At 72.9% G+C, this 12,373-nt stretch carries 11 protein-coding genes; 5 read left to right on the top strand and 6 right to left on the bottom strand.

Annotated features, from left to right (window positions below; genetic code table 11):
• Positions 1–62 precede the first annotated feature (62 nt).
• The 4 genes from ACQPWW_RS00150 to ACQPWW_RS00135 all read left to right on the top strand — a co-directional run bounded on the left by ACQPWW_RS00150 (position 63) and on the right by ACQPWW_RS00135 (position 3,469).
• On the top strand, positions 63–1,832 hold the full coding sequence (locus ACQPWW_RS00150) for a proline--tRNA ligase (RefSeq protein ID WP_433127964.1): 1,770 nt from the start codon (positions 63–65) through the stop codon (positions 1,830–1,832).
• Between the two features lie 56 nt (positions 1,833–1,888).
• Positions 1,889–2,314, top strand: a complete 426-nt coding sequence (locus ACQPWW_RS00145) for a CBS domain-containing protein (protein ID WP_433127963.1) — start codon at positions 1,889–1,891, stop codon at positions 2,312–2,314.
• A 70-nt stretch (positions 2,315–2,384) separates the two neighbouring features.
• Complete coding sequence (locus ACQPWW_RS00140) at positions 2,385–2,813, top strand: SufE family protein (RefSeq protein WP_433127962.1); 429 nt, start codon at positions 2,385–2,387, stop codon at positions 2,811–2,813.
• A 20-nt stretch (positions 2,814–2,833) separates the two neighbouring features.
• Complete coding sequence (locus ACQPWW_RS00135) at positions 2,834–3,469, top strand: DsbA family oxidoreductase (RefSeq protein ID WP_433127961.1); 636 nt, start codon at positions 2,834–2,836, stop codon at positions 3,467–3,469.
• 71 nt (positions 3,470–3,540) lie between these two features.
• On the opposite strand, the gene ACQPWW_RS00130 is transcribed toward ACQPWW_RS00135, so the two are convergent.
• The 6 genes from ACQPWW_RS00130 to ACQPWW_RS00105 form a co-directional block, all read right to left on the bottom strand.
• The gene (locus ACQPWW_RS00130) at positions 3,541–4,089 is read right to left on the bottom strand and encodes a YbaK/EbsC family protein (protein ID WP_433134768.1); all 549 of its coding nucleotides are present in this window, start codon (positions 4,087–4,089) and stop codon (positions 3,541–3,543) included.
• Between the two features lie 95 nt (positions 4,090–4,184).
• Positions 4,185–4,379 (bottom strand): hypothetical protein, encoded by a 195-nt coding sequence (locus tag ACQPWW_RS00125; protein ID WP_151487707.1) that lies wholly within the window; start codon positions 4,377–4,379, stop codon positions 4,185–4,187.
• Positions 4,380–4,416: 37 nt separating this feature from the next.
• Entirely contained in the window at positions 4,417–5,199 is a 783-nt protein-coding gene (locus ACQPWW_RS00120; RefSeq protein ID WP_433127960.1) for an SDR family oxidoreductase, read from the bottom strand.
• Positions 5,200–5,294: 95 nt separating this feature from the next.
• Complete coding sequence (locus ACQPWW_RS00115; RefSeq protein ID WP_433127959.1) at positions 5,295–5,948, bottom strand: GAP family protein; 654 nt, start codon at positions 5,946–5,948, stop codon at positions 5,295–5,297.
• A 51-nt stretch (positions 5,949–5,999) separates the two neighbouring features.
• Positions 6,000–7,388 carry an MFS transporter gene (locus ACQPWW_RS00110; protein ID WP_433127958.1) on the bottom strand — a complete coding sequence of 463 codons (1,389 nt, stop codon included), beginning with the start codon at positions 7,386–7,388 and terminating at the stop codon, positions 6,000–6,002.
• Positions 7,389–7,448: 60 nt separating this feature from the next.
• On the bottom strand, positions 7,449–7,709 hold the full coding sequence (locus ACQPWW_RS00105) for a hypothetical protein (protein ID WP_433127957.1): 261 nt from the start codon (positions 7,707–7,709) through the stop codon (positions 7,449–7,451).
• A gap of 217 nt (positions 7,710–7,926) precedes the next feature.
• Here ACQPWW_RS00105 and ACQPWW_RS00100 point away from each other — a divergent pair, with 217 nt between their 5' ends.
• Positions 7,927–12,369 (top strand): HAD-IC family P-type ATPase, encoded by a 4,443-nt coding sequence (locus ACQPWW_RS00100; protein ID WP_433134766.1) that lies wholly within the window; start codon positions 7,927–7,929, stop codon positions 12,367–12,369.
• Positions 12,370–12,373 lie beyond the last annotated feature (4 nt).

Below are 12,373 nucleotides of genomic sequence, written 5' to 3'. Positions count from 1 at the left end.
TCCGTCGACGCGCCGGACGAATTGGGTCGCTCGGCCGGTCGGCACGGCTCTACGCTGCGCGCATGCTGCTACGCATGTCGACCCTGCTGCTCCGGACCCTGCGCGAGGACCCGGCCGACGCGGAGGTCCCGAGCCACCGGCTCCTCCTGCGGGCCGGTTACATCCGCCGCGCCGCGCCGGGCGGCTACACCTGGCTGCCGCTGGGCAAGCTGGTGCTGGATCGGATCACCGACGTGGTGCGTGGCGAGTTGTTTGCGATCGGCGACCAGGAGGTGCACTTCCCGGCGCTGCTGCCGGCCGATCCCTACCGGACGAGCGGCCGGTGGACGGAGTACGGCGACGACATCTTCACCCTCGCCGACCGGCGCGGCGCCGAGCACCTGTTGGCACCCACCCACGAGGAGATGGCGGCGCTGCTGGTCAAGGACCTGTTCACCTCGTACCGGGACTTCCCGGTGACGCTGTTCCAGGTGCAGACGAAGTTCCGCGACGAGGCGCGACCCCGGGCCGGGCTGCTGCGCGGCCGCGAGTTCCTGATGAAGGACGCGTACTCCTTCGACCTGGACGAGGCGGGGCTGCGGGACGCGTACGCCCGGCATCGCGCGGCGTACCAGCGGATCTTCGACCGGTTGGGCCTGGACTACGCGGTGGTGCACGCGATGTCCGGCGCGATGGGTGGCTCCGCGTCGGAGGAGTTCCTGGCGGCGACACCGGTCGGCGAGGACACCTTCGTCGGCTGCACCGCCTGCGCCTACGCGGCGAACACCGAGGCGGTGGTCACCCGTGCGCCGGCCGCCGCCGACCCGACCACGCAGCCGGCGACCGAGGTGCACGACACACCGGAGACCCCGACCATCGCCGGTCTGGTGGCGCTGGCGAACACCAGGCGGTTGGGCGGCCGGGACGGCTGGACCGCCGCCGACACCCTGAAGAACGTGGTGCTGTCCGTCCGGCGGCCGGGTGTCGACCGGGCCGAGCCCCTGGTGATCGGGTTGCCCGGGGACCGGGAGGTCGACCTGAAGCGGGTCGCCGCCGCGCTGGCGCCGGCCCAGGTGGCCGTCTTCGACGAGTGGGCCGAGCATCCGGAGCTGGTACGCGGGTACCTCGGGCCGCAGGTGCTCGACAAGCTGGGCATCCGCTACCTGGTCGATCCCCGGGTGGTGCCCGGCTCCGCGTGGCTGACCGGGGCGAACGAGCCGGGCCGGCACGCGACCGACGTCGTCCACGGGCGGGACTTCACGCCCGACGGGACGATCGAGGCGGCCGAGGTGCGCGCCGGTGACAGCTGCCCCGACTGCGCCGACGGCGAGCTGACCATCCGGCGGGGCATCGAGATCGGCCACATCTTCCAGCTCGGTCGCCGGTACACCGACGCGTTCGCGGTCGACGTGCTCGGGCCGGCCGGCAAGCCGGTCCGGCCGACGATGGGCTGCTACGGCATCGGGGTGTCCCGGGCGGTCGCGGCGATCGCCGAGCAGCACCACGACGACCGGGGACTGGTCTGGCCGGCGGCGATCGCGCCGTGCGACGTACACCTTGTGGTGGCGGGCAAGGGGCCGCAACTCGACGCGGCGCTGGAGCTGGGCGGGCGTCTCGCCGCCGCCGGCCTGCGGGTGCTTGTCGACGACCGCACGCACGTCTCGGCCGGGGTCAAGTTCACCGACGCGGAGCTGATCGGCATCCCCCGGGCCGTCGTGGTCGGCCGCCGACTCGCCGAGGGGTACGTCGAGCTGCGTGAGCGGGCCGGCGACGCGCGCACCGAGCTACCGCTGGACGGTCTGGTGGACCGACTCGTGCACGAGGTACGCCAGGAACGTGGAAACCTGGTGTAGCTGCCGCGTCACCGGGTAGTGCAGTCGGATCGGGTGGAACGCTTTCGGAGGCTCTGATGACCGGTTACCGGGTCAGTGACGTGATGACCAAGCAGGTCGTGTACCTGCCGGCGGAGACCACCCTGGACGAGGCGGCCAGGGTGATGAAGGAGGCGGACATCGGCGACGTGGTCGTCACCGACGGCGCCAGCCTCGCCGGCATGCTGACCGACCGGGACATCGTGGTGCGGGCCGTGGCGGAGAACAGCTCCCCCGCGGCCACCACCATCGGCTCGATCGTCACCCGTGAGGTGGTCATGATCGAGCAGCACTGCACGGCGGGCGAGGCGGCGGCGCTCATGCGAGACCGGGGCATCCGCCGGGTGCTGGTCTGTGACACCGATCGCAAGCTGGTCGGGATCGTCTCCCTCGGCGACCTGGCCATGCAGCTCGACCCCACCAGCGCCCTCAGCGAGATCAGCGAGCAGACGCCGACGGCGTGACGAACGGGCCGGGTCAGGCGCGGTGTGCGCCGCCGGCCGGTCGGCAGGTGACCGGCGGTAGCCTCGACGCATGGCTGACATGCCGGCCCGACTGGCCGAGATCGTCGACGAGTTCGCTGCCGCGCCGCGTGACCTGGTGCTGGAGATGCTGCTGGAGTATGCGGACGTCATCCCGGTGCTGCCGGCGGGCGCCGCCGAGCGCGAGGGCATGGAACAGGTGCCGGAGTGTCAGACGTCGTTCTTCCTGCGCGCCGAGGTGACCCCGGAGGGCACCGTGGCGACGATCTTCGACTGTCCGCCGGAGGCGCCGACCACCCGGGCGTTCGCCGGGATCCTCGCCGAAGGGCTGGCCCAGGCGAGCCCGGAGGAGGTGCTGGCCGTGCCGGACGACCTCTATCAGCGGATGGGCCTGGCGCAGGCGATCAGCCCGCTGCGGATCCGCGGCGGCACGGCGATCCTGGGCCGGCTCAAGCGTCAGGTGCGGGAACAACTCGGCTGACCGCTAGGTTGCCACCGATCATGGAGATCGAGATCTACGCGGACGTCATCTGCCCGTGGTGCTACATCGGCAAGCGCCGCCTGGATGAGGCCCTCGCCAGCTATCCGGGCGAGGTGACGGTCCGCTACCGGCCGTTCCAGCTCGACCCGTCGCCGGTCGCCGAGCCGCTTCCCCTGGTGGAGGCGCTGGCCGGCAAGTTCGGCGGCCCGGAACGCGCCAGGCAGATGATCGCCCACGTGACCCAGGTCGCGGCGGCTGACGGGCTTCGACTGGACTACGACCGCGCGGTGATCGCCAACACCTTCGACGCGCACCGGCTGGTCTCCTACGCCACCGACCACGGTCGGGCGGCCGAGCTGGTCGAGGCGCTGTACCAGGCGCACTTCGTGCAGGGTGTCGACGTGGGTTCCCGCGAGGCGCTGGCCACCCTGGCCGGCACTGTCGGCCTGGACACGGCCGACGCACGCCGCTTCCTCGACTCCGACGAGCGCGTCGCCGACGTCGAGGCCCAGTTGGCCACCGCCCGGGATCTCGGCATCACCGGCGTGCCGATGTTCGTCCTGGCCGGGAAGTACGCCGTCTCCGGCGCCCAGGAGGTGTCGACCCTGCTCGCGGCGCTCGCCGAGGTCGAGCAGCGCGAGGCCGCGGCACACTGAGCCACCGGGCCGGGCACCGGCATCGATGATCACGATGTTTCACGTGCAACAACATCGATGCCGGTTGCTGCTCAAGCTGGCCTGGCCAGCCCTTCCACCACCTGCGCGCCGGGCAGCGCGCCCAGCGCCGGCCCCGGCAGCGCGATCTTGCTGTGCCGTACGCCGGACCCGATGATCACGTGCGGGGTGGCGATGACCCGCGCGTCCACCAGGATCGGCCACTGCGCCGGCAGCCCGATCGGGGTGATGCCGCCGTACTCCATCCCGGTCAACTCGACAGCGTCGGCCATCGGGGCGAAGCTCGCCTTGCGGACGTCGAGCGCCCGGCGGGCCACCCCGTTCACATCGACTCTGGTGGTGGCCAGGACGATGCAGGCCGCGTAGCGGACCACACCCTCACGCTTGCCCGCCACCACGACACAGTTGGCCGACACGTCCAGCCCCACCTCGTACGCCGCACAGAACGCGGCGGTGTCGGCAAGCTCGGCGTCGATCGGCGCGACAAGCACATCGTTGACGTCCACCGGCGCGTCGGCGGGCCACTGGGCGATGGCTTCCGCCACCGGCGGGGCGAGCAGGTCGAGGCGGGCGCGGGCGGGTTCGGTCTTCAGCGTTCCCATCACGGGTGCGATCTTCGCATCCGCCACGCTGAACCGCCCGGCGGCGTCCGGACCACCGCGGGACGCCACCGGTCCGGGCCGAACCGATCCGGTGCTCAACTGCCGGCGAGGAACGCGTTGTCGCGCATGAAGGAGCGGTCGCGGGCAGCCGCCAACTCCTCCTCGCGCCGGGCTCTGGCCCGTTGCAACTCCAGATCCTCCAAGGCGTGCCGGACTCCCAGCCGGATCACGCCGTAGAGGAAGACGAAACCGAAGACGTAGAGGATCACAGTGGTGACGACAGCGAACATGGCGTCACCGTAAGACGAACGTGAACCGTTGTTGCTCTCATTTCCGCCCCGTTCCCCCGTACGTGTCGGCGAGGTGGTCGGCCCACGTGCGGACGCCCCGGGGCAGTGCCTCGGTGACCAGGCCGCCGCCGCGCAACTCGCGACCGAGTCGACCGGGAATCCGTACCGGCAGCAGCGGCCGGCGCGAGCCTCGGGCCTCCCGCCACGCCCGGACCGCCTCGTCGAAGCGGAGCACCTGCGGCCCGCCGTACTCCTCGATGGCGCCCAGCGGGCCGGCGACCAGCCGGGCCGCCAGTCGGGCCGCCACCTCGCCCGGATCGACAGGTTGGGCGAGCACCGCCCGGTCCCCGATCACCGGCCCCAGCCGGGCGCTGGAGGCGAGCAGGTCGTCCAGGAACTGTGGGAACTGGGTGGCCCGCAGCACCGACCACGGCACCGGGCCGGCCGCGACCACCTCTTCGGCGGCGAGCTTGTGCCGGTAGTACGGCATCGGCACCCGATCCACCCCGACGATCGAGATGTAGACGAGGTGCCGCACACCGGCCGCGCCAGCGGCCACCACGAGCCGTCGGGTGCCCAGCACGTCCACCTGATGGGTCTTCCCGCCCCGCGGCGCGGACGCCAGGTGCAGCACCGCATCCATCCCGGACACCGCCTCGGGCAGCCCGTCGCCCGTCGCCAGGTCCGCCACCCCCCACTCGACCTCGGAGCCGGCCCGCGGCCGTCGGCTGGTGGCCCGGACGGTCATCGCGTCACCGCGCAGCCGGGCAAGCACCGCACGCCCCAGGTGACCGCTCGCCCCGGTGACCAGAACCCTCATCCCGTCCTCCTTCCCGCCGTGAACCACGGCACGCCGTCGTCCCCCTCGGAGTCGACGAAACGACCTGGCGACTCCGTGACCGGGTGTGCCCCGAGTCACCCGGAGCGGATCAGGTCCAGCACGGTCAGCAACGCGAAGAGCGCGATGACGATCTCGTTGACGATCCAGGCATGCCCCTCGGCCCACTCGCGCATCCAGGTCAGGGCGCGCGCCGCCTTGTCCCCGAGCAGCAGCAACGCCAGCAGGGGCAGAGCGAGTAGGAACACGGTGAGCAGCACGAACGGCGCCAGGTGCCACCACGGCAGGTGGTGTCGGGCCACACTCGCCCCCACCGCGGCCATGGTCAGGTCATCGGTCGGCGTCACCACGAAGAGCAACGCGCCAAGTCGCAGTGCCGTACGCGGGTCGGCGTGCTCGATGCTCCCCAGCCACCTCGGCGGCCCGGACCGGTTCCGCCGTACCCACACCACAACGGCCAGGCCGACAAGCAGCGCGAGGACCACCAGGTCGATGGCGGGACCCCGATCGACAGTGCCGGCGGCGGCACTGGCGTCGGCGGCCAGCCCGCCCACCCAACGGGTCAGCAGCCAGCTCACCGTCACTCCGGCGGTGACCACCAGCCCGGCCCCGGCGAGGAAGCCCAGTGACGCCGCCCGGGGCCGGTCCGACGAGGCGAGGAAGACCGACACGACAAGTTGACTCCCGGCGACCATCACCACGGCGAGCGGCAGGATGGTCAGGAAGTTCATCGCCCGCCATCCTCCCGGCCCCACCAGGCCGGGCGCGACCAAATCCGTGGATCAGCCGCCCTGTCGCACGCTTCCGCCCACCACGACGCGGCCGGCCAGCAGCGCCCCGAGCAGCGCCAGGCCCGCCGTCACCGCCAGAGTCGCCGCGTAACTGGCCGGGCCAGGCGCACTTCCCGCAGCCAGCACGGCACCGGTCAGCGCGAGCACGGTCGCCGCGAAGAGGGAGTCGCCCAGTTGCAGGGAGGAACTGTTGCGGCCCTGCTCGCCGGGAGCGGACAGCTCCAGGGTGAGCACCGACAACGACGGGTAGAGCAGCCCCATGCCGAGGCCGGCCACCGCCCATCCGAGCACTGCGACAGCGACCGGAAGCTCGGGCCGGACGGCCAGCGCCACAGTGGCAGTGCCGACCGTGATGCAGCTCAACCCGACGCGCGGCAGGCTGGCCCGGGACGCCGGCACCGGGATCCGGCCCTGCAACCAGGAACCGGCCGACCAGGCCAGCGCGCCGACAGTGAGGACCAGCCCGGCGGCGGTCGGCGAGAGACCCCGTTCCCGGGAGAGCATCAACGGGATGACCACCTCGGCGCCGACGAAGGCCGCTGACGCCAGCCCGCGCAGCCCCACCACTGTGGGAAGCCCTCGGGCCGCCCGCAGGAACCCGGCCGGCAGCAGGCGCGGCGCACAGACCAGCAGGCCGACCACGGCAAGCGCGATGAGTGTCAGGGCGGTGACGCCGCGCTGCTGCCCCCCGATGTGCAGCAGAGCGGCGCTCACCGCGGCCCCACACGCCCAACCGATCCGCCCCACCGCGCCAACTGGTGGCCGGGTCGTCGCGCTGCGCCCCAGCGACCGCAGGCCGGGGTGGATCAGCAACACCGCTGGCACCGCCACCGCCGGCACCGCGAGGAAGACCCACCGCCAGCCCAGGCGCTCCACGATCAGGCCGGCCACCGCCGGCCCCACCAGCGACGGTACGACCCACGCCGCCGCGAACGCCGCGAAGATCCGCCGGTGCAGTTCCGGTGGGTACGCCTGCCCGACGATCACGTAGAGCGCCACCGAGAGCAGCCCGCTGCCGAACCCCTGCACCACCCGCCCGACGACCAGCACACTCATCGCGTGGGCCGTCCCGGCGATCAGCAACCCGACAACGAACCAGGCGACCCCGTGCCACATCGGGCCCCGGGGGCCTCTGGCGTCACACCAGATGCCGGAGACCACCATGGCCAGCACGCCAGTGGCGAACGGGCCACCGAACGCGATCCCGTACAGCGCCACCCCGTCCAGGTTGCGGGCGACGGTCGGCATCGCCGTACCGACCGCCAGCGCCTCGAACGCGAGCAACGAGATCAACGCGACGCTGCCCACCGTCATGGCGCGCAGGCGGGGTGCGAACAGCCCCGGTACGGCCGGTGCGGTGGTGGCGACTGTGCTCGGCATGACCCGAGCATGCGACTTCAACCTGGATTCAGGTCAACCACCGGTGACCCGGCTCTCGCCTCAGGCGTCCTGCAACGCCTGCCCGACCCCGCGCACCAGTCCCGATAGGTGCTGGTCGGCCAGCAGGTGACCGGCGGTGACCACCAGGGCGATCGGCCACTCGATGACCTGGAACGCGGCGAGCACACCGAGCCCCGCGTAGTAGGCGACCTTGTCCGGTGGCGGTACCGCCACCTCGCCCAGCATCGGTAACACCACCCGCCGCCTGTACATCCGGACGTTCTCCCGCGAGCCGTTCAGATGTCGCGTCAGCGTGCTCATGCCGGCCTCCCCATGTCCGGTGATGGTCGTCGGATTCCACGGGCCACCCCGTCCATGCGCCGGCAATGACGGAAAGTTCCACCACCGCGAGGGCATAACGGATGGCAGGTCGGGAAGCCAGGCCGCCGGACGTGCAGCGGTGGGAGGACGAAATGGCCAACGTCAGGACCAGCAGCAACAGGGAGTCGGGCCGGCGTCCGTCCAGCCGTACGCCTCGATGACGGCGGCGGGTCGCGCAGCCGGCCGCATCCTGCCGTCCTTCGGCATGCCGCACCTGGTCGGCGAGGCGTCCCGGACCGTCGGTTCGGCCGCGACCCGGCTGGCCCGGACGGCCGGACTGACACGGCGTCGGGTCTGGTCCCGGCCGGGTCGACACCACATCGAGGTGCACGGTGTCTGCCAGGACGGTGGGAACCAGCTTGCCCGTCAGGTGGAGGGCGCGCTGGAGCGGCTGCCCGGGGTCGCCTGGGCACGGGTCAACGCCCCGTCCGGGCGGGTGGTGGTTGCCGTCGAGGCCCCCGAGCCGGCGCTGCGCGACCTGATCGCCACGATCAGCCGGGTCGAGCGGACCTGCGACCACGAGCCCGACCCGGAGATCCCGCCACCGCACCCACCGGAGGAAGGGCCGCGAACCCCCCGCACCCTCGGCGCGCTCGCCTCGGACGCGCTGGGCCTGACCATCTCGGCGGCCACCCGGATCCTGCCGTTCGCGCCGCTGCCCGGTGAGGTGGCGGGCCTGCTGGCCGCGGTTGACCTACAACCGAAGCTGCACGGGCTCATCGGCAAACGGCTGCGCTCCGACCCCCGCGCCGACATCCTCTTTCCGCTTGCCGAAGCGGTGGTGCAGGGCCTGACCGGCCGGTGGACCGGAATCGTCCTGGACGGCGCCCAGCGGGTGGTGCAGTGGGGCGAGGCACGGGCCCAGCTCTCGGCCTGGGAGCGGGCCGAGTCACGACTGACCGGCGACGCGGAACGGGCCACCGCCCGCTGGCCGGTCATCGAGCGGCCCCGCCCGAAGCCGGACGGCCCGGTCGAGCGCTACGTCAACCGCATGCTCGCCGCCGGGGCGGCGACGGGTGCGGCGGCCATGCCGTTCGCCGGGCCGAAACGGGCCTTCGCGGTGGGTCTGTCGACGCTGCCGAAGGCCCCCGGCAGCGGACGCGAAGGGTACGCCGCCCAGCTCGGCCGGATGCTCGCCCGGCGCGGTGTGATCGCGATGGACCGCGGCGTGTTGCGGGAGTTGGACCGGATCGACACGCTCGTGCTGGACGCCGCCGTGCTCGGCTCGGACCGGGGCGTACTCGCCGATCTCGCGCCGGTGCCCGGTGCGGACGTCGACCAGGTCGCGGAGCGGGCCTTCGCGCTGTTCGACCCGGACGATCCCTCCGCTTCCCGCACCGAGGACGGCTGGCGGCTCGGGCCGCTGGATCAGCTGCCCACCACCGACCTGGGCGACATCCCGGACGCCGATCGGCTGCGCTCCGCCGGCGGCCAGCTACTCGGCCTCGCCCACGGCGACCGACTCGCCGCACTGTTGCGGGTCGAGCCGGAACCCGCGCCCGGCGTCGACGGCCTGCCGGCCGCCGCCCGGCAGGCCGGCCTGCGGCTGGTGGTGGCCGGCGGCGACGAGCAGCGGTACGGCTTCGCCGATGCGATGCTGCCCGGCGGCGATCAACTGGCCGAGTCGGTACGCGCGTTGCAACGCGACGGCGCCGTGGTGATGCTGGTTTCCGCGGACCGCAGGGCGCTCGGCGCGTCCGACTGTGGTCTCGGGTTCGCCGCCCCGGAGGACCTGCCGCCCTGGGGCGCGCATCTGCTTGTCGGTGCCGACCTGCGGGTGGTGTCCCTGGTGATCGAGGCGACCGGGGTGGCTCGGCGTACGGCCCAGCAGAACATCCGGCTGGCCATGGCCGGCACCGGTCTCGGAGCGCTGGGCGCGTTCACGGCCCCGCCGACCGAGCTGCCCGGACGGTCGCTCGTCGCGGTGAACGGCGCGGCCGGGTTGGCCTTCGCGAACGGGGTCTGGCAGGCCCGCCGGCTGCACGACCAGTCGGACACCCCGGCGCCGGTCACGACCGCCTGGCACCTGATGCCGGTCCGTACCGTGCTCGACCACCTGCGCACCACGCCGGGCGGTCTGGCCAGCGCGGAAGCGCAGCGCCGGCACCACGGCGGCGGCGGAGACGGCGATGCCGGACCGCGGAGCGGTGGTCTGCTGCGTGCCTTCGTGGACGAGTTGTCCAACCCGCTGACCCCGGTGCTGGCCGCCGGGGCGGTGCTGTCCGCGTCGTTCGGCTCGCTTGTCGACGCCGCGCTGGTGGGCAGCGTGGTCGGTGGGTCCGCCCTGATCGGCGCGGTGCACGAACGCAACACCGAACGGTCGCTGGCGGAGCTGCTGTCCCGTTCGGCGGTGACCGCACGGGTCCGCCGGGACGGCGCCGAGCAGGTTCTCGCCGCCGAGGACCTGGTCCTCGGTGACGTCATCGCCCTGGAGCCGGGTGACTCGGTGCCCGCCGACTGCCGCGTTCTGGAGTCGGTGGGCCTGGAGGCGGACGAATCGTCGCTGACCGGTGAGTCGCTGCCGGTCGCCAAGTCCAACCGACCGGTGGTGGCCGCCGCCATCGCCGACCGACACTCGATGCTCTACGAGGGCACCACCGTCGCCGCGGGGCACGGCACCGCCGTGGTGGTCGCGACCGGTTCGGACACCGAATCCGGTCGCAGTCTGGCGCTCGTTCGGCAGGCCCCACCGGCGAGCGGGGTGGAAGCCCGGCTCGGTTCGTTGACAAGTGCCGCCATCCCGTTGGCCGCCGGTTCGGCGGTGGCGGTGGCCGGCGCGGGCCTGCTGCGGGGCGTACCCCTCGCCGAAACGGCGGCGACCGCGGCGAACCTCGCCGTGGCGTCGGTGCCGGAGGGGTTGCCGTTCCTGGTCAGCGCGGCGCAGCTGGCCGCCGCCCGGCGGTTGGCCGAGCACGGCGCGTTGGTCCGCAATCCGCGCACGATCGAGGCGCTGGGTCGGGTGGACGTGCTCTGCTTCGACAAGACCGGCACCCTCACCGAGGGCCAGTTGCTGCTCGCCGGGGTCGGTGACGGCGTGGGCGACCGGTACGCCCCGGTGGACCGGCTGGACGACCGGCTCCGGTTGACGCTGGCCGCGGCGCTGCGCGCCACCCCCGCCGCGGCCAATCCGGAGGAGTTGGCGTTGCAGACCGACCGGGCGGTCCGCCGGGGCGCCGGGGTGGCCGGGGTGGTGGAGCAGACCGGTGCCGGGGGTTGGCGGGCTGCCGGAGGGCTGCCGTTCGAGCCGTCCCGTGGCTATCACGCGAGCATCGGTGAGACCGAGGGTCGCCTGTTGTTGAGTGTCAAGGGTGCTCCGGAGACGGTGCTGCCGCGTTGTTCGGCCCGGCGCACCGACGGCAGTCGAGAGCCGCTGGACGACGCCGGCCGCGCGGAGCTGGAGCGGATGCTTGCCGATCGGGCCGGGGCGGGAAACCGGATCCTGGCCGTCGCCGAGTGCCAGGTGGACGGCCCGAAGGTGACCGACGCCGACGTCCGGGGGCTGACCTTCGTGGGTTTCCTGGCCCTCGCGGACGGGGTCCGGGAGAGCGCGGCCCCGGCGGTGCGCCGGATCCGCCAGGCCGGCGTGCACACCATCATGATCACCGGTGATCATCCGGCCACCGCCGAGGCGATCGCGGCCACCATCAGTGAGCACGACGAGCAGCGCGTGGTCACCGCCGGTGAACTCGACAGGCTGGACGACGACGCGCTCGCCGAGCGGTTGGCGAACACCGACGTGGTGGCCCGCTGCACCCCGGCGCACAAGGTGCGGATCATCCAGGCGTTGCAGAAGTGCGGGCGGACCGTCGCGATGACCGGTGACGGTGCCAACGACGCCCCGGCGATCCGGCTGGCCGACGTCGGCATCGCCCTCGGCCAACGGGGCACCCCGGCGGCGCGGGCCGCAGCCGACCTGGTGGTGACCGACGACCGGTTGGAGACCATCATCGCCACCCTGGTCGAGGGTCGGGCGATGTGGTCGTCGGTGCGACACGCGCTCAGCATCCTGGTCGGCGGCAACCTCGGCGAGATCGCGTTCAGTGTGCTGACCGCCGCGGCGACCGGCCGCTCCGCACTCACCGGTCGACAGCTGCTGCTTGTCAACCTGCTCACCGACCTGGCGCCGGCACTGGCCATCGCGGTCCGGCCACCCGCGTCGGACCGCACCGAAAACCTGCTCCGGGAAGGCCCGGACGCGGCGCTCGGCGAAACCCTCACCAGGGAGATCGGCCTCCGGGCGGCAGCGACCACGCTGGGCGCGACCGCCGGCTGGACGATGGCCCGGTACACCGGACGCCGACAGCGGGCCGGCACCGTCGCCCTCGTCTCCCTGGTCGGCACCCAACTCGGACAGACCATCCTGGCCGGCGGCACCAGCCCGGCCGTGCTGGCGTCCACTGCGGCGTCACTGGGCGTGCTCGTCGTGGTGGTGCAGACGCCGGGGGTGAGTCAGTTCTTCGGCTGCACCCCGCTCGGGCCGGTGGGCTGGACCATCGGGGCCGGCTCGGCGCTCGGTGCGACCTTCGCCAACGGCGCGCTCACCAAGCTGATGGAACACGTGCCCCAGGCCCGACCCGACACCACCTCTACGGACCGCTGAGCCG

The organism is Micromonospora sp. CA-240977, assembly GCF_050942285.1.
Lineage (GTDB): Bacteria > Actinomycetota > Actinomycetes > Mycobacteriales > Micromonosporaceae > Micromonospora.
The sequence above is the reverse complement of the archived record's forward strand: the minus strand, read 5'-3'. Positions and strand labels throughout refer to the sequence as shown.